Source organism: Neohoeflea coraliihabitans, from assembly GCF_019334345.1.
In the GTDB taxonomy this organism is placed as follows: Bacteria; Pseudomonadota; Alphaproteobacteria; order Rhizobiales; family Rhizobiaceae; genus Pseudohoeflea; species Pseudohoeflea coraliihabitans.
Genome location: NZ_JAHWQX010000002.1, coordinates 746,094 through 762,556 on the forward strand (window position 1 = coordinate 746,094; position 16,463 = coordinate 762,556).

The 16,463-nt window shown below is 62.2% G+C and carries 14 protein-coding genes and 1 tRNA gene; 7 read left to right on the forward strand and 8 right to left on the reverse strand.

Annotation, left to right across the window (positions count from 1 at the left end):
- Position 1 precedes the first annotated feature (1 nt).
- The 5 genes from rfbF to KY465_RS09510 all read right to left on the reverse strand — a co-directional run bounded on the left by rfbF (position 2) and on the right by KY465_RS09510 (position 5,288).
- Positions 2 to 772: a glucose-1-phosphate cytidylyltransferase gene (gene rfbF, locus KY465_RS09490; protein WP_219201415.1), complete on the reverse strand. Its 771-nt coding sequence runs from the start codon at positions 770 to 772 to the stop codon at positions 2 to 4.
- Between the two features lie 244 nt (positions 773 to 1,016).
- Positions 1,017 to 1,931, reverse strand: a complete 915-nt coding sequence (locus tag KY465_RS09495; RefSeq protein ID WP_219201416.1) for a glycosyltransferase family protein — start codon at positions 1,929 to 1,931, stop codon at positions 1,017 to 1,019.
- Complete coding sequence (locus KY465_RS09500) at positions 1,925 to 2,686, reverse strand: glycosyltransferase family 2 protein (protein WP_219201417.1); 762 nt, start codon at positions 2,684 to 2,686, stop codon at positions 1,925 to 1,927. The genes KY465_RS09495 and KY465_RS09500 overlap by 7 nt, the downstream gene beginning before the upstream one ends.
- Positions 2,677 to 3,567, reverse strand: coding sequence for a glycosyltransferase (locus KY465_RS09505; RefSeq protein ID WP_219201418.1), 891 nt, complete (start codon positions 3,565 to 3,567; stop codon positions 2,677 to 2,679). Before KY465_RS09505 ends, KY465_RS09500 begins: the two co-directional genes overlap by 10 nt.
- Entirely contained in the window at positions 3,564 to 5,288 is a 1,725-nt protein-coding gene (locus tag KY465_RS09510) for a glycosyltransferase family 2 protein (protein WP_219201419.1), read from the reverse strand. The genes KY465_RS09505 and KY465_RS09510 overlap by 4 nt, the downstream gene beginning before the upstream one ends.
- Before the next feature lie 344 nt (positions 5,289 to 5,632).
- Here KY465_RS09510 and rbsK point away from each other — a divergent pair, with 344 nt between their 5' ends.
- Positions 5,633 to 6,598, forward strand: coding sequence for a ribokinase (gene rbsK, locus KY465_RS09515; RefSeq protein WP_219201755.1), 966 nt, complete (start codon positions 5,633 to 5,635; stop codon positions 6,596 to 6,598).
- Between the two features lie 30 nt (positions 6,599 to 6,628).
- On the opposite strand, the gene KY465_RS09520 is transcribed toward rbsK, so the two are convergent.
- Positions 6,629 to 7,954: a hypothetical protein gene (locus KY465_RS09520; RefSeq protein ID WP_219201420.1), complete on the reverse strand. Its 1,326-nt coding sequence runs from the start codon at positions 7,952 to 7,954 to the stop codon at positions 6,629 to 6,631.
- A 306-nt stretch (positions 7,955 to 8,260) separates the two neighbouring features.
- Here KY465_RS09520 and KY465_RS09525 point away from each other — a divergent pair, with 306 nt between their 5' ends.
- Together KY465_RS09525 and KY465_RS09530 are read left to right on the forward strand one after the other, a co-directional pair.
- Positions 8,261 to 9,220 (forward strand): NAD(P)H-dependent flavin oxidoreductase, encoded by a 960-nt coding sequence (locus tag KY465_RS09525; RefSeq protein ID WP_219201421.1) that lies wholly within the window; start codon positions 8,261 to 8,263, stop codon positions 9,218 to 9,220.
- Positions 9,221 to 9,336: 116 nt separating this feature from the next.
- Positions 9,337 to 9,412 (forward strand) — tRNA-Thr (locus KY465_RS09530).
- Between the two features lie 23 nt (positions 9,413 to 9,435).
- Here the strand turns inward: KY465_RS09530 and KY465_RS09535 are convergent.
- Both KY465_RS09535 and KY465_RS09540 read right to left on the reverse strand, forming a co-directional pair.
- A complete protein-coding gene (locus KY465_RS09535) occupies positions 9,436 to 10,785 on the reverse strand; it encodes a hypothetical protein (protein ID WP_219201422.1) in 1,350 nt (449 codons plus the stop codon).
- Between the two features lie 9 nt (positions 10,786 to 10,794).
- Entirely contained in the window at positions 10,795 to 11,022 is a 228-nt protein-coding gene (locus KY465_RS09540) for a helix-turn-helix domain-containing protein (RefSeq protein WP_219201423.1), read from the reverse strand.
- A gap of 263 nt (positions 11,023 to 11,285) precedes the next feature.
- On the opposite strand from KY465_RS09540, the gene KY465_RS09545 reads away from it, so the two are divergent.
- The 4 genes from KY465_RS09545 to KY465_RS09560 all read left to right on the forward strand — a co-directional run bounded on the left by KY465_RS09545 (position 11,286) and on the right by KY465_RS09560 (position 16,462).
- A complete protein-coding gene (locus tag KY465_RS09545) occupies positions 11,286 to 11,462 on the forward strand; it encodes a hypothetical protein (RefSeq protein WP_219201424.1) in 177 nt (58 codons plus the stop codon).
- A gap of 150 nt (positions 11,463 to 11,612) precedes the next feature.
- Positions 11,613 to 12,638: a nucleotidyltransferase family protein gene (locus KY465_RS09550; protein ID WP_219201425.1), complete on the forward strand. Its 1,026-nt coding sequence runs from the start codon at positions 11,613 to 11,615 to the stop codon at positions 12,636 to 12,638.
- A 245-nt stretch (positions 12,639 to 12,883) separates the two neighbouring features.
- On the forward strand, positions 12,884 to 13,525 hold the full coding sequence (locus KY465_RS09555) for a DUF1236 domain-containing protein (RefSeq protein ID WP_219201426.1): 642 nt from the start codon (positions 12,884 to 12,886) through the stop codon (positions 13,523 to 13,525).
- Positions 13,526 to 13,867: 342 nt separating this feature from the next.
- Positions 13,868 to 16,462, forward strand: a complete 2,595-nt coding sequence (locus KY465_RS09560) for a bifunctional diguanylate cyclase/phosphodiesterase (RefSeq protein ID WP_346432618.1) — start codon at positions 13,868 to 13,870, stop codon at positions 16,460 to 16,462.
- Position 16,463 lies beyond the last annotated feature (1 nt).

The window sequence follows — 16,463 nt, forward strand, 5'->3', positions numbered from 1 at the left end:
GTTACCAACACTTCCAGGGCGCGTTGCCGCTGGCCCAGAGATCTTCGAGAACATTCTTGTCGCGCAGGGTATCCATGGGCTGCCAGAAGCCACGGTGCAGGTATGCGCGCAGCTGGTCGGCCTCGGCCAGCGCGACCACCGGCTCGTTTTCGAAACTGGTGCGATCGCCCTCGATCCGGTCCAGGACGCTTTGCGACAACACGAAAAAACCGCCATTGATGAAGCCGCCTTCGCCGGCCGGCTTTTCGACGAAGCCGTTCACCCGGTCGCCGTCGAGGTCGAGGGCGCCGAAGCGGGCGGGCGGGCGCACCGCGGTGATCGTCGCCTGACGGCCATGACTTCTGTGAAAGGCAATGGTGGCCGCAATGTCGAGGTCGGCGAGACCATCGCCATAAGTGAAACAGAAATCCTCGTCGTCCGCGAGATAGGATGCAACCCGCTTCAAGCGACCGCCGGTCAGCGTCGTTTCGCCGGTGTCCACCAGGGTTACCCGCCAGTCCTCGGCATCCTGACGGTGAAAATGAATGCTGCCCGCCTGCATATCGAAGGTCATGTCCGACATGTGCAGGGCGTAGTTGGCGAAGTATTCCTTGATGACATAGCCACGGAAGCCGCAGCAGATGATGAACTCACGAATGCCGTGCGCATGATAGAGCTTCATGATGTGCCAAAGGATCGGCCGACCGCCGATCTCGACCATCGGCTTGGGTTTCAGCTGCGTTTCCTCGGACAATCGCGAACCAAGGCCGCCGGCGAGAAGTACCGCCTTCATGCCGCAGCCTTACCGTTCCACGTCGTCGCGGCAAGGCGCGCATCGTCCGGTCGCATCTGTCGGATCTGCTGTAGCAGACCTGCTGAACTTAGCTGCGCTCTCATCGGCCCGCGTCAGATCCCCTCGAATACTTGGATGATTTCTATTCCGACAAGCTTTTGCGAAGCTTATTGTTCGATACCTGGCACGATGGCGCAAGTCGGCGCGCTGCGATGAGGGACTCGGCCGGCATTCAGTCCTGGCCCTAGTGGGGCCGACCCCTGAGTTTCTGCAGTATGCGGCGCAGCTTGTGACGCTTTAACTGCAATTTGCGCACTTTCCGGCCATCACGTCGGACCGCCGTCTTCGGGACTTCGCTGGTGGTCGCAATTGGCAGCGTGAATACGGCCGGCAGTTCCGAGGGGCGGCCCAGCCGCTCCCAATGGATCAGGCCGCGCATGATCTGATCCCACGCCATGATGGTCGCAAGGGCTCCCGACAGTTCGCCGTCGGCGTGGGGATCGAAGCGGCGGGCATATTGCAGATAGGCGCGCGAGACATACTCGTTGAAATCGAAAGTGTCCTGATCCGTGTCGTAGTGATCCGTCAGCGCGTAGTGAAGCTGTTTGCCGATCAACTCCTCCAGGTTGCGATAGGCGGCATGATGAATATGAAGACTGCCCTCGGGCGGCAGTTTGACAATCCGTCCTGGCCCCCCGACCGCCTCGGGGCGGCGGTGATGACCCTGCTGCCAGCGCAGCGTACCGGTCTTGAACAGCCGGATCTGATGGTCGGGGTACCAAAGGGAGCCGTGCAGATGACCATCGCCCAGCATATTGTAGCGTGGCAGGCCGATGGCATCGTGGCTCGGACCATAGCGGGTGATCAGATCGGCGATCGCCTGTTCGGCGCCAGCCGGCAGAAATTCATCGGAATCGAGTACCAGGGTCCACTCGGTCTCGACCATATCGAGAAATTCGTTGCGGATTTCATCAACCGCATCGACCAGCGGGGCATCGATGATCTCACAGCCGGCGGCAGCGGCGATGTCTCGAGTGCCATCATTGCTGTGCATGTCGACAATGATGCGCCGGGCCGCCCAGCCCGTCGTCCCGAGAAGGCGCGGCAAGGTTTTAGCAGAATTGCGCGTGTGGGTGATCAGCGTCACCTGGCTCAGCATTTGTACAGGCCCTCCTCGGTATCGCTGGTACAGCGGCCGGCCCAGCGCGCCTCAAATATGGCTCGGGATTCATCTTCATGGCGAAATCGACCCGGCGTCATGGATGCAAAATGAACGGAATCGACCGCTTGAGCGCAGGTTATACGGTGCCCCTTCTGGCGGGCGCGCAGGCAGAAATCGACGTCTTCATAGGCAAAGGGGTAGCACTCATCGAGGCCGCCAAGCTCGTCATAGAGTGCATGATCGATGATCATCGCTGCGCCGGTCACGGCCTGATAGGTGCGCAGCCTGCGAGAGACGAGGGGTGTCGGTGTGTGGATATGCTCATGGTAGGGGATCGGCCGGGGGCCACCGATCCGCACGCCGCAATGCTGGATGGTGTCATCGGGAAACACCAGGCGGGCGCCGGACACAGCTGCCTTCGCAGCCTGTTTGGCGGCCAACATCTCGGCGATGGCGCGCGGATGCAGCAGCACGTCATTGTTGAGGAGAAAGACATGGCGGCACCCCTGCGCGGCACCGCGGCGAACTCCGGCATTGCAGGCATGGGAAAAGGATTGCGGAACATCGAAACGCAGGATTTCAACCTGCGGCCCGAACCGGTCCGAAGCAAAAGGATGGGGCGTGGCATTGTCGACCACCACGATGCGGTGATCGCTGATGCCGGCCTCGGCCAGGGCCACATGCAGCAACCTGAGGCATGCGGTGAGCAGCGCAGCAAGGCCACGCGAGGGGATGACGATTGTCATTTCCATGAAACCAGCTCCTCCAATGGTCCCGCGATCTGCCGTTTGAGAAGGCGCAAGTGCCGCGACCTGCGATAGCGATAGGCGGTGGCAAGGCCCTGCTGGCGCAAGGCGGCACGGCGGGCGGCCTGCGCTTTGCCGGTCACGGCGCTGGCGGCGGCAGGCAGATCGTCCGGGGGCGCGAGCAGGCAATTAAAGCCCGGTTCGAGATAGTCCATGCCGCCGATCACCGGCACCGAGGCGACGAGACAGCCGGCAGCCATCGCCTCAAGGGCCGGCAGACCGAAAAACTCGCCCGGCGCAGTGGCAAGGTACCAGCCGGCTCGCTTCATGGCATAGGCACAGTCGGATTCGTTGAGACCGGAAATCTCCTCGAAGCGATGGCGGCGCATCCGTCTGCGGCAGTCTTGCGCGATGTCGCGCCCGCGGCGCGGCATGTAGGCGACGACAGTATCGCCCTTCGGCTCGCCGTCGTAGAAAAAGCAGTCGGAGACGGAAATGCCGACATTGCTGACCGGGCGACCGGTTTTCTCCCGCATGAAGCGCTCGGCTTGCGGCCAGCAGGCGAGGAGCGCAAGAGCCGGGTCCGCGATTACCGGCTCGATCAGCGGATCGGTGCCCTGACAGTGAAAAATCCGGCGTGCCGGCAGGGGCGCGAGCCAGTCGTGATCTGCGGGGAGCGAGAAGAACACGCTGTCGTCAGCGCTCACGGCTGCCTCGAAATCGGACCGCGCGATGACAGCGACGGTCGAGGGAAACCACAGGGGGGCCTGCCCGTCGGGCGTGACGGCGAGAATGGGAAGACCCAGTTCGGCTAGCATATCGCAGAACTGGAAACCAACCTTGATGCCGCCGAAAATGCCGGTGCCGGGAAACATGTAGTAGTTCATAGCGCAGCGCCCGGCGAGCGGGACATCCCCTTGCCTCCCGGTGCGAGCCATCGGCAGAGTGCGGCGGAGACGGGGCCGAAGGCGAGCCGGGCATAGGTGAGCCGGGCGGCATTGAGGTAACGCGCACGCCGGGTGTCATCAACAGCGGCACCTTTGGCGGAAAAATGCGCGACGTCGCAAGCAAGCGCTCGGGTCGGCACACCCAGCCGGGCAGCCATCCGTCCGAGCCAGACGTCTTCCATATACAGCCAGAAGCGTTCATCGAAGCCGCCGATCCGTCGGAAATCATCGGCGGAGGCGAACAGGCAGGCGGCAAGCGGCCAGTGCCAGGAGCGGTCATGGTACATCGGCAGGTGTGCAAATGCGCGTGACAGCCGGCGGCCAAGGCTGCCGCGCAGTCCGCGGCGGCCGGTGGCCAGCATGTCACTGAGGAGCTTGAGCCGGGTGTAGCCAGGCTGGCGGCCTTCGACGCAGCGGCCCGACCATTCGCGATAACGCGGCACATACAGGCCCGGCTCGCGGCGCGAAAATTGTGCTAGAGCGGCGGCAAGGACCTTTTCGGTCAGCAGACAGTCAGGATTGAGAAAGCACAGATAGGCGGTCTTTGCTGCCGCGGCGCCGATATTGGCGGCCCGCGCAAAGCCGAGATTGGCGGCATTGGGAATGACGCTGGCGCCGGCGGCAGTGGCAAGTGCGATGCTGTCATCGTGCGAGCCGTTGTCCACCACGATCACCGGGCATTTGTAGGGGGTAAGGAATTCCAGGCAATGGGGCAGAACCGCAGCCGAGTTGCAGGTGACGATGATGATCGTCAGCTCGGCGGGCTGGGCTGCCGCTTCGTCTTCATGTGCCTGGCCCGCCGGCAGTGCGCGGTGCGGTGTTTCAGGCGCAGGCGGCGGCGGATAGGCGGCGCTGGCCTGTTTCAGCCGGAACAACGTCTCGAAGGTCGGGCCATTGCAGTAATTGGAGAAATGCAGGATCGCGGCATCGGGGCGCGGAAAGTCGCCGTGCCACAACGCACAGTGGTTCATGGTTGCGGGCAATTCGGCGCAGATGCCGGGCCGGACGGAATTGCACCAGACCTGCAGGAAATCCTGATCGGCAATCAGGCGCCCCTTGTAACGCGCAACATCCGGGTGCCGGCGCTCGATTGCCCGCGCCCAGGCGAGAAACTCCGTGAGCGCCGCGCGGCGAAATAGCGCTACACCGGCATTGTGATAACGGAAGGTTGCGAGATCAGGTGCGGATGCCTGTGAGCCCGGCACAGACTTGCCCGTCTCGCTTCGCAGAACGGCCGGGAGGGAGACCTGTCGGTAGTGGCGGAACAGATCTTCGCGGCTGGTGCCATCGGGGATGGTGCAGTTCTGCTCGGCCATGGCAATACCGCATATGCCAAGATAGGCATCGAGATCGGCATGGGTAATCGGCCGGACAAGCATGGCATCAACGTCGAGCATGAGAATGAGATCATCGTCACTTGCTGCCAGCGCCGCTTCGAGAGCCGTAAATTTCTCCAGGAAGTGAGCGCCGCGCGGCGCGTTCGTGATGGCCTGCAGGTGATGGAGGTGGATGCGCGGGCTGTGCGGCAGCAGCAGCGCACCGACGTCATCGCAGCTGATATGGATGTCGAAATCCGTCCAGGCGAGCACGGATTGCACGGCCTGGCGCGCCGCAAAGGCATAGCCAACAGAGCCGGTGGCGAGCATTGCGACTATTGCCATGGCGCAGCCGAGACAGTGACCGGCGCGCGGGGCTCACGCGGTCGCAGCGCGGCGCATAAAGGTTTGCGTGATGCGACGGCACAGCGCGTTGACGTCAAGCCCATTGGTGCTCCCGGTTCGCCCCTCGCTCCCCTTCGGCCCCGGCGGTTTGCAACCGGGTTCACCCTGTTATTCCACCGCAATGCGCCAAGGTCACCCCTCTCACCATCGAAAATTTGTATATTATAATACTCGTATCGCCTCGGGCGCTGGCGGGATCCATTTCGCGCGCCGGAGCGGGCGTTTGCAGCAGCGCGCCGAACAGTCGGCCGATGAACCACTGGCGCTCGTCGGGCCGTGCTTCTATGCTGCGGTGTCCGCCGCTGCACCGGGCCGGACGGGAGGCATATGTGTCAAAAGTCGTCATTCTAGGGGTATTTCTGGCCGATGCGGCCTTTCGCGCCGAGCGACTGCCACGGCTGGGGGAGACGTTGCACGGCTCGGGATTTGCGCTCGGGCCAGGCGGCAAGGGCTCGAACCAGGCGGTGGCGGCAGCCCGTGCCGGTGCGAAAACGCATTTCATCACCCGTCTGGGGACCGACAATTTCGGCGATATGGCCGTTGATCTGTGGCGCCGAGCCGGTGTCGAGCCGGTGATCGAACGCCACGCCGAGCATCCGACCGGCGCCGCCTTCATCTTCATCGAAGCGCATAGCGGCAACAATGCGATCATCATCTCGCCGGGGGTGGCCGAGACCATCTCGGTGGCCGACATCGAGGCGCAACAGGCGCTGATCTCGGGCGCCGATGTGTTCGTGACACAGTTCGAACAACCGCTGCCCCCGGCTCGCCGGGCACTGGAGATCGCCCGCGAAGGCAAGGCGCTGACCATTCTCAACCCGGCGCCGGCGACGGATATCAGCAACGACCTGCTGGCGCTGTGCGACATCGTCACGCCGAACGAGACCGAGGCGGAGCTGCTGACCGGCGTCAAGGTGGTGTCGATCGCCGATGCGCAACAGGCAGCGATGGCACTGGTGGCGCGCGGCGCCGGCGCAGCGATCATCACGCTGGGAGAAAAGGGCGCCCTGTACAACAATGGCGCCGAGAGCGTTCACGTTTCAGCGGTCAATGCCGGTGCGGCGGTCGACACCACCGGGGCCGGCGATGCCTTCAATGGCGCCCTGGCTGCGGCCCTTGCCCGCAAGTGGCCGGCCGAGCGGGCGCTGCGCTATGCCTCTGCGGCGGCGGCCATCTCGGTGACCCGGCATGGCACGGCGCCGGCCATGGCCAGCGACGCGGAGATCAACGCCCTGCTCGAGCGGCAATGAAAGGCTCGGCTTAGCAGGGAAAGGCTGACCTCAGCGGGCCGGGCGGGAGCGGATGGCGTAGAGATAAAGCCCGTTGCCGGCGCCGCTGACATCGCTGTTGAGGATGATCTCGCCACCCTCGGCGGGGGCCAATTTCTGGCGGAAATCGACTTCCAGCAGCGCGTCGGTCAATTCGTTGCCGGCATCGAAACGCCTGCGGCCACAGCCGCCGAGGCTGCCGAAATCACATTTGACGTAAAACTGTGTGCCCTCGGCGTCGATGGCATGCACCGACAGCGCCAGGGTGGCGCGGCGTCCGGCCAATTGCTCGAGCACGGAGCGTGCGATGGGCAGGCGCACTTCGCCCGCCTCGCCGCTGTCGCTCGAGATGATCTCGAGAACGGATCCCTCTTCGCCGGCCGCCGCGTCCGTCTCGCCCGGCTCGAGCAGGCGCACCGTGACATTTTCGCCCATGCGGATGGCATTGCGATCGCCGCTGGCCCCCGGCGTATAGAATGGTGTCCAGGCGCGCGAGAATCCGGCGGCGGGATTAAGCGGCCGGGGCCCCTCGCCGTCATAATCCTCCACCGAGACCTGCGGCGGCGGGTTGGGCACGGAGGTGTCCCGCTCAAGGGCGCTCTGCAGCGCCCCGCTTTGAACCACCCACCAGAAGCCGATGCCGAGAAACGACATCAACACCAGGCCGGAAAACAGCGTTGCCGCCAGATGCCGGCCGCTGCGCCGGCGCCTGTGCCGCGCATCGGGTGCGCCCGAGCGCTTGCCGGGTTTGCCGGGTTTGCCGCTTTTGGCACCGGGGGCAGTGCCGCGCCGATCCTGCGGCGGCAAAGTCAGGCCATCGTCGAGCACCGGGTCGGCAGCAGGCGCGGTGCGAGCAGCCCTCTCCGGCGCATCAAGACGTGGCGAAGGGGCGGAGAATTTCGGCTCGCGCCGCTGCGGGCTGATCTCGGGACCAACGGGCGCGGCAGCCGGACGGGAGACCGGGGCAATATCGGGCGTCGGTTCCGCACGCGGCCCGGAAGGGGCGCGGGCATCCGGATTGACCACAGGACTGGAAACCGGGCTGGCAACCGGACTGGCAACCGGGCTTTCATCCAGGCTGGCGTCCAGGCTGGCCTCCGGGCCTTGCACCGGCCCGGCTGTGGGTACGGGAGGCGCGTATTCCGCCTCGATGCGGGCGATCAGATCATTGAGCCGGGCCTGTTGCGCGGCGGCGTGTTCGGGATCGACACCGCCCTTGCGCTCGAGACCGCGCTGCAAGGCGACCCGCGCCGACTGATAGATGCGCAGCCGTGCCTGCTCGTCCGGCCGCTCGACCTTGGCGAGGGCGTTGCGGATCGCCGTTTCCATGCCCGTCAAAACTGCACTCCTCGCCCCGTCCCGCTTCGTCGGTCTGTCGGCGCTGCCTTCGAGGCCTTGTTCATGCCGATGCCTGCTTTGAAAAGTTGTTTCCTATAGCTAAGGAATACTTGCCAAAGGTAAAGCCCGCCGGAGCCGCCGGGCGGCGCCATCCCCTGCCAATTGCCCGATTTTGCGCGTCGCGGCACAAAAAGCCGCCTCCCGCGGCGGCCCACGCGGCAAAGTGCAAAAATGCTTTCGCCGCCGGGCCGGCTTTGCTATAGGCATTGACGTTCGCGTAAACGTCAAAAAAAGCGACGGGGTCCCATGACGCTTCCAGCCATTCTCAAGGACAATCTGCGCCTGCCGGTCGTCGGCTCGCCGCTGTTCATCATCTCGCATCCGCCGCTGGTGCTGGCGCAGTGCAAGGCCGGCATTGTCGGCTCCTTCCCGGCGCTGAATGCGCGCCCGGAAGCGCAGCTCGACGAATGGCTGGCCGAGATCACCGAGGAACTGGCGGCGCATGATGCGAAGAACCCGGAGCGCAAGGCGGCGCCCTTCGCGGTCAACCAGATCGTGCACAAGTCGAACAAGCGGCTCGAACACGATCTGCAGATGTGCGTGAAATACAAGGTGCCGATCGTCATTTCCTCGCTCGGGGCGGTGCCCGAGGTCAATGCCGCCATCCACTCCTATGGGGGCATTGTTCTGCACGACATCATCTCGGTGCGGCACGCGCATTCGGCCATCAACAAGGGCGCCGACGGGCTGATCGCCGTGGCGGCCGGCGCAGGCGGGCATGCCGGACCGCTGTCGCCCTTCGCGCTGATCCAGGAAATCCGCGCATGGTTCGATGGCCCGTTGCTGCTGGCCGGCGCCATTGCCACCGGCGAAGCCGTGCTGGCCGCCGAGGCAATGGGGGCCGACATGGCCTATATCGGCTCGCCCTTCATCGCCACGCCGGAAGCCCGCGCCGTCGACGACTACAAGCAGATGATCGCCAGCGCCGAAGCCAAGGACGTGGTGTATTCCAACTATTTCACCGGCATTCCCGGCAATTATCTCAAGGGCTCGATCACCCGCGCCGGCATGGATCCCGACAATCTGCCCGAGGCCGATCCGAGCAAGATGAACTTCGAGGGCGGCCAGTCGGACGCCAAGGCCTGGAAGGACATCTGGGGCTCGGGCCAGGGGATCGGCGCGATCAGCGACGTGGTGCCGGTGGCCGAGCGGGTCGACCGGCTGGAACGCGAATACAGGGCGGCCCGCCAGCGCCTGGCGCTGTAGACGCGCAGACTTCGTGCTTCACAATTTGCGGCGGACACGCTTTCGCTGCTTGAAATCGGCGCGTTTTCGGGCTATCTGCCGCACGTCCGCCGCGCCATCCAAGGTGCCCCGGCAACGCCGCCTTAGCTCAGTTGGTAGAGCATCGCATTCGTAATGCGGGGGTCACGTGTTCGAGTCACGTAGGCGGCACCAGCAAACTTTTTAAATCCTCAAGCTTATGCATAAAATTTGCTCGGCTCATCTGAGGTTGGATTGTCTTTAGCCCATTGAAGACACCCGATCAGCGCGCACCGTGCAAGCATCTCCGCCAAATTCCTCATTTCAGACAAATCATGTGAGAGGCTATAGCTGACGCCGTGTACTATGCGGCTACGACCCTCACCATAGACGCGGTTGACTGCCTGTTTTAGCGTCAGACTTTGGTTCTTGAGTATCTGGTCATCGGCTTTCCATCCAATACGCGCAGACAACAACTTTCGAATCTCTTGCTCACCATTGCCGCCTGCAAGCCCATCTAAAGTCGAAACGAACTTTACGACAGCCATAGCGTCAACCGCCTCTCTACAAGCTTCATGAAACCAGAGTATCGCCTGCATCAAAACGTTACTGATCGCTGGGCGGGGCACCGCGCCTGTCTCGTGAACTACGTATTGTAAAACCTCTCCAACAATATCGAAGATGGGTGCGCGCTTCTCAGCACCTTGATCCCACTCGCCCGGCTCAAACCTGTAACCCATAGGCAAATGAGAAAGCTTGAAACCTGCCAAAGTCACCTTGCCGGGTTCGAAAGTGAGGACTTTAAACCGCCGTAAATTCTGATCTACTTGAAGTCGAAAGCCATCCAGTGCAGCAGACGGCTTGGCCCACTCTAGGGAAATCACGGCTAACGCCATCCTGCCCGCTATGAGAGCTTTCTGCTTACCCGACTCGGGAGGCAGACCGTTCGTGCTGACACTACATACAAAGGGACACGTTCCAACTATTTGAAGAATGTCCTTTTCCCGAATCTGATCTATTGCGTTCTTCCGCTTAGGTAGTTTTTTGCCTGCCCATTTTCTTCGCACCCGCCGCTCGATAATCTTGTCAATTTTGTCCTCTGCGGCCATACGCGAAAGCCAGCGAAGACGCGGCTCTATTTGCACTGGACCGATGTTGATGGGCTCAATGTCGACATTTTCAAAAAGGGTGCAACCAACGGCATACTCTCGGAAGCCGTGCCCATCCCGGGTCCTGCCAATTGCGTTGCGAACAGCCATCCGAACACGATTCGCCGCGCTCGGGTCATGAAGATCAACCTCCGCTAGAGGCTTTCCCAAAGATCGCCTGACGAGGTTTCTCCACTCGGTATTGCTAAACTGCCGAGCGGCACCTTTATCGTTCTGCAACAAGATATCCGAGATTTTCGATATTGACTGCTCTATCGCCTGACTAACCAGAATCGATCCTTTGTCGCCGGCATCTATAAGCCCCGGAAAACCATCCTCCTCACGAGGGAACCGGGGATCGACCCTAATCCTCCTCAGCTCTGCCAGTACGTCTTCAATGTGCTCCAATAAACTCGTCAATGCTTGAACTCATTTCTTGCGAGCTTTTTCCGGATCTTCGAATAGTAAAGAAGGCTCGATATCCAATGCATCGGCTATCCTTCCAATAATTTTCACTGTCGGGTTGCGATACCCGGTCTCAATCCCGCTGACATAGGTCGCGTGCAGTTGCGCTCGGTCCGCCAGCTCTTCCTGCGACAGACCACGCTTTTTCCGCCAGTAGCGAACATTCTGACCGAATTTCTTCTCGAGGCTCATTGCACCAGCGGGCAATGAACCCTATGAGAATGCCATAGACTATGAGTAAGGTTTCTTCATACTGGATGCAAGTTCGACACTTCCCACAGCGGAGGGCAGAAACAGAGGACCGCTAGGATGGGCCCCAACAATCTCAGGCAGGATTTTTCCGACTCCTCCCGTTCCCCGTCCGACGAACCGCTCTCTTCGGTGCAGCGCGATGCCGACATCTCGGTGTCTGCCGGGCGGCAGGCGAAGTCCGGAACAGGCGGGGAGAGCTGAGCATGGGGTATTTTGAACAGATCGGCGACGCCAACCGCGCCTTTCGGCGCAAGCGCTCCGCCCTGCATCCCGTCCGGCGCCGGCTGGGCGATCTGATTTCGACCACGCTGACCACCGCTGTTGGCATCCTCCTATGGATCGTCCTCCTGTCGCCGCTGTGGCTGCTGTGGCTGCGGTAGCGGCCTGGATTTTCGGCCAGGCGGCTCTGGCGCTCAGACCTCGAAGGCGCGCAGTCGGTCAGTAAGCGTTATACAGCAAAAGATTCTATTGCTGTATAATCGGATATCAAGTAGTTATACAGCACAAAATGTTTTTGCTGTATAACGAACATGCCTGACATCAGCCATCACAGCCAGATCGCGCTGGCCGCCTATCATGATCTGCTGCGCAACCTGCAAGACGAGCGCGCAGCCGAGATCGTCGGCACGCCGACGCGGGTGACCGTCAAGAATCGCATTTTCTGGTACGATAAGTACCGGGTCGGCACCGACATGGCGCAACGCTATATCGGGCCGGATTCGGAGGCGCTTCGTCAGCGGTTCGAAAGGCTGGACGGGCTCAAGGCCGAGGCGGAACGACGCCGCGCCGAGCGGACCCGGCTGGTCCGCATCCTGCGCGCCGAGGGTTTTGCGCCGCTCGATGCCAAAACCGGCAGCCTGCTGTCGGCATTCGCGCGGGTCGGTGTCTTCCGCTCAGGCGGGACGCTGATCGGCACGGTGGCCTTCCGCCATTATGAGGGCGAATTGGGGGTCAGACTGGGCTTCGACCAGCTTGCCCAGACCGGCGGCATCGATGTCGGCAGCTTCGAGCGGCTTTCATTTGCCATCGGCGACAGCGTCAGTGAGCCGCTGGAGAAGGTCTTTTCCGAACTGAAATTCCGGCCGATGCCTGCTCTCGAGCGTGGCCGCGTCTGGCGCTGGGAGCAGACGAGCGGAGAGACGCTGGTCGAATTCCTCATGCCCGCGCATGGCGAGGAAGGCATTCGTGAGCTTCCGGCGCTCGGCGTCAGCGCGCAGGCCCTGCATCATCTCGACTATCTGCTCGCCGACCCCATTCCGGCGATCTCGCTGTACCGGTCGGGCGTCCTGGTCCAGATCCCGCGACCGGAGCGTTTCGCCATCCACAAGCTCATCGTCGCGGAGCGCAGGCAGGGCGGCGCGGACGATCTGAAGGCGCGCAAGGATCGGGCCCAGGCCGATTTCCTGATCTCCGCTCTTGCCGAATTGCGGCCCGACGAATTGCGCGAAGCGCATGCCGAGGCGGAGGAGCGCGGCCCGCGCTGGCGCGAACGGATCGCCGCGAGCCTTGAACGATTGCCAGATGCTGCAAGACATCTGCGCGAGATTGCCCGCTAGCGGCCCCGCCGGTCTGGCGCAACCACAGCCTCACCCTCCGCGCGGTTAATGGCAAAATGATTCATCCGCGCGGAGGCGTGAAAAATGGCACCAGCGTGACGGTCTCGTGATCATGCTGTGGCGGGCGGTCAAACCTCTATTTCAACGCGAAAAACGATGTGTTTCCAATGCACTGAAGTTTTTTGGAACGATCGGTGGAGGGCTTGCATTGTGGGACATCGGAAACGGAAAAAAGGAGTTTTCCCATGAAGAAGTTTCTCGCACTGACCACCACCGCCGCCCTTCTCGCCAGCGCCTCGCTGACGGCGCCGGCCTTTGCCGCCAGCGAAGGAACGGCAGCCGCAGGTGCCTCCGGCATCATCAAGAAGGACGATAACGGCGTGAAGGCACGCGGCAATGTTTCCGGCGACGTGAAAGCCTCGAGCGACGCTGCCGATCTCGATGCAACCGGCAAGGTCAAGACATCGAGCGAAATGAGCGCCTCGAGCGAAGCTCCCGGCCAAGTGAAGAAGACGGCGGAAGGCGTTGAAGCCACCGACCGCGCACCGGGCCAATTGAAGAAGAATGACGTTGTCGATGCCGCCAAGGACGTGGCGCCCGGCCAGATGAAACCCTCGAAGGAAACCACGGCCAGCGTCCGCGTCGATGCCGAGAAGGAAGACCGGCTGCGCACGGTGTTTGCCGAGGCCGAGACTGACCCGGTCGATGTCGATTTCGAAGTGACGATCGGCGCAACCGTGCCGGATACGGTGGTGCTCAATCCGCTGCCGGCCACGGCCATCGAAGTGGTGCCGGTCTATTCGAACTACCGCTACTTCGTGACTGCCACCGGCGAGACGGTGATCGTGGCGCCGTCCACCAACGAGATCGTCTACGTGATCTCGTAAAACGGCAGACCCTGCGACGCCCCAAGTACGGGGCACGCAACCCCGGTGGCGCAGGCCGCCGGGGTTTTTTTTGGCTCACGACATGGCTTCGACAAGGTTCCTGTGAAGTTTGACACGCGCCAATACGTGTTTATTACAACTAATATTATGATTTCCCAGCGAATTTTCTCGGATAAGCGCTTATCGAAAAGGTTTTATTAGCTCCTGTGCAGATAGATTGTCCGGGTATCGTTCCCGGCGGGGAGCTTCCGTTCCCATCGCGCAGGGGCAGTAATGGTCACGAGAAAAAGTTACACGCGTAAAATTACCCGGATTCTTCTGCGTCCAAGCACGATTGCAGTGGTGATTGCGCTTTGTGTCAGCGTCATTGCCGGGATGTTTGCCGAGCATCAGAACCGAATGGTGCATGACCAGAGCGCGCGCGCTCGCGTCAACGAACAGCTCGGAGCGCTGCGTGCGCGGCTGGAAATGCATATCAATTCCAACCTGCAACTGGTGCGCGGCCTTGTCGCCGTCATTGCCACGCAGCCGAATCTGAACCAGGAGCAGTTCAGCGCCATGGCTGCCAATCTGCTCGGCGAGCATTCACAATTGCGCAACATCGCCGCCGCGCCAGGGCTGGTGATCAGCCTGATGCATCCGATGGAAGGCAATGAGAAGGCGATCGGACTGAATTATCGCAAGAGCGGGGCGCAATGGGCCGCGGCGGAGCAGGCGATCAATTCGCGGCAGATGGTGCTGGCCGGGCCGGTGGACCTGTTGCAGGGCGGCCAGGGCTTTATCGGCCGGTTCCCGGTTTTCGTCAGGGATCGTGATAACCGGGAGCGGCTGTGGGGGCTGGTGTCGGCGGTGGTCGATGTCGATAAACTCTATTCCGCCAGCGGGCTGCTTGACCCCGAACTCGCCCTCGACGTGGCGCTTTCCGGCCGCGATACCGATGTCAGCAATCCGGAGGTGTTTTTCGGTACGCAAGCGGTGCTGGACAGCGATCCGGTGCAATTCGAGGTTTCGCTGCCGAGCGGGGCCTGGCGCCTTTCGGCAATCCCGAAGGGGGGCTGGGCGCCAACTCCCGACGGCGTCTGGGAGATCCGCCTGCTGGTGCTTTTGGCGGCGCTTCTGGTGATCTCGCCGATTGCCGCCGCCGGCTATCTCTACGACCAGCGCCGCGCGCATCTGCGCGAGCTCAACCGCCGGCAGCAGGAAATGCTGAAACTGTCGCAACGGCTGAATGTGGCGCTCGACACATCGCGGATCGCAGTCTGGGAACTCAATCTCGACACATCGGAGCTGCGCTGGGACGAGCGGATGCGCGAGCTTTACGGCATCGACAGCTCTGTCGAGACGATCGAGGTGGATCACTGGGCCAATGCCATCCATCCCAATGACAAGGAACAGGCGATCCGCGATTTCGAGGAGGCGATTTCGGCCGACGGCACCTATCACTCGGAGTTCAGGGTGCGTCTGCCGAATGGCGCGACGCGCTGGATCCGCACCATCGGCGCCGTGCACGATAATATCGGCGGTCATCGCTTCATCATCGGCGTCAACTGGGACGTTTCAGCAGACATCGAAATGAAGACGCGGCTGGTCGATGCGCGGCAGAACGCCGAGTGGCGCAATCGCCAGCTGGAGGAAGCGCGGGCCCAGATGGAGCACAACGCGCTGCATGACGCCCTGACCGGCCTGCCCAATCGCCGCTTTCTCGACCGGCTGCTGGACGGGCGCGAGGGTTGTCGGCCGACCGCCCTGATGCATGTCGATCTCGACCGCTTCAAACAGATCAACGACACGCTCGGCCATGCCGCCGGTGATGCGATGCTCATTCACGCCGCCGGCATCCTGAAAGCCAACATGCGGGATTGCGATCATGTGATGCGCATCGGCGGTGATGAATTCGTGATTGCGACCATGTCCTCCATCGTCGAGGCAGACCTTGCCGAGCGGGCGGGCCGGATGGTCGAAGAGATGCGCAAACCGGTGCCCTTCCAGGGACATGCGTGCCGTTTCGGGGCGAGCATCGGCATCGTCATGGCGGGCGAGGACAGCGAGAAAGAGGGCAGCCGGCTGCTGGTTGACGCCGATATCGCGCTGTACCGGGCCAAGAGCGAAGGCCGCAACCGCGTCGAATTTTTCTCAAGCAGCCTGAAGACGGAAGTCGTGCGCGACAAGCAGGTCGCCGACGAGATCCTCAACGGGCTCGATCGCGGCGAATTCCTGCCCTATTTCCAGCCGCAGTTCGATGCCCAGACGCTCGACATCACCGGTGTGGAGGCGCTGGCGCGCTGGGAGCATCCCGAGGAGGGCGTGCTGCCACCGGAAAATTTCCTGCGTGTCGCTGACGAGCTGAACGTCGTGCCGATGATCGACCGCACCATTCTCGAACAGGCGCTGTGGCAAAACACGCGCTGGCGGGCCGCAGGCCTGAACATCCCGAAAATGTCGGTCAATATCTCCGCCGGGCAGCTCAATGACGGGGAACTGCTTGATCGCCTGGATAAGCTGAATATCGAACCGGGGACCCTGTCTTTCGAATTGCTGGAATCGATCTTCCTCGACGACAGCAACGAGATCGCGACACAGAATATCGAGCGCATCAAGGCATTGGGGATCGAGATCGAGATCGATGATTTCGGCACCGGCTACGCCTCGATCATCAGTCTGCTGCAGCTGCGTCCGACGCGGCTGAAGATCGACCGGCGCCTGATCGAGCCGATCGTTGCCTCGTCCAGTCAGCGCCGGCTGGTGGCGTCGATCATCGAGATCGGGCATTCGCTGGATATCAAGGTCGTCGCCGAAGGGGTCGAAACGCGCGATCATGTCGACATCCTGCGCGATCTGGGCTGCGATACGCTGCAGGGTTTTGCGTTTGCGCCGCCGATGCCTGCAGGGCGGCTGATGGCGTTCGTGCAGGCGGAGCGCTGGCGCGACGTTGCCTGAC

What these genes read in the sequence shown, in the direction of transcription:
- rfbF (WP_219201415.1), bottom strand. Translation starts at nt 772, where the DNA reads ATGAAGGCGGTACTTCTCGCCGGCGGCCTTGGTTCGCGATTGTCCGAG.
- KY465_RS09495 (WP_219201416.1), bottom strand. Translation starts at nt 1,931, where the DNA reads ATGCTGAGCCAGGTGACGCTGATCACCCACACGCGCAATTCTGCTAAA.
- KY465_RS09500 (WP_219201417.1), bottom strand. Translation starts at nt 2,686, where the DNA reads ATGGAAATGACAATCGTCATCCCCTCGCGTGGCCTTGCTGCGCTGCTC.
- KY465_RS09505 (WP_219201418.1), bottom strand. Translation starts at nt 3,567, where the DNA reads ATGAACTACTACATGTTTCCCGGCACCGGCATTTTCGGCGGCATCAAG.
- KY465_RS09510 (WP_219201419.1), bottom strand. Translation starts at nt 5,288, where the DNA reads ATGGCAATAGTCGCAATGCTCGCCACCGGCTCTGTTGGCTATGCCTTT.
- rbsK (WP_219201755.1), top strand. Translation starts at nt 5,633, where the DNA reads ATGCTGCGGTGTCCGCCGCTGCACCGGGCCGGACGGGAGGCATATGTG.
- KY465_RS09525 (WP_219201421.1), top strand. Translation starts at nt 8,261, where the DNA reads ATGACGCTTCCAGCCATTCTCAAGGACAATCTGCGCCTGCCGGTCGTC.
- KY465_RS09540 (WP_219201423.1), bottom strand. Translation starts at nt 11,022, where the DNA reads ATGAGCCTCGAGAAGAAATTCGGTCAGAATGTTCGCTACTGGCGGAAA.
- KY465_RS09545 (WP_219201424.1), top strand. Translation starts at nt 11,286, where the DNA reads ATGGGGTATTTTGAACAGATCGGCGACGCCAACCGCGCCTTTCGGCGC.
- KY465_RS09550 (WP_219201425.1), top strand. Translation starts at nt 11,613, where the DNA reads ATGCCTGACATCAGCCATCACAGCCAGATCGCGCTGGCCGCCTATCAT.
- KY465_RS09555 (WP_219201426.1), top strand. Translation starts at nt 12,884, where the DNA reads ATGAAGAAGTTTCTCGCACTGACCACCACCGCCGCCCTTCTCGCCAGC.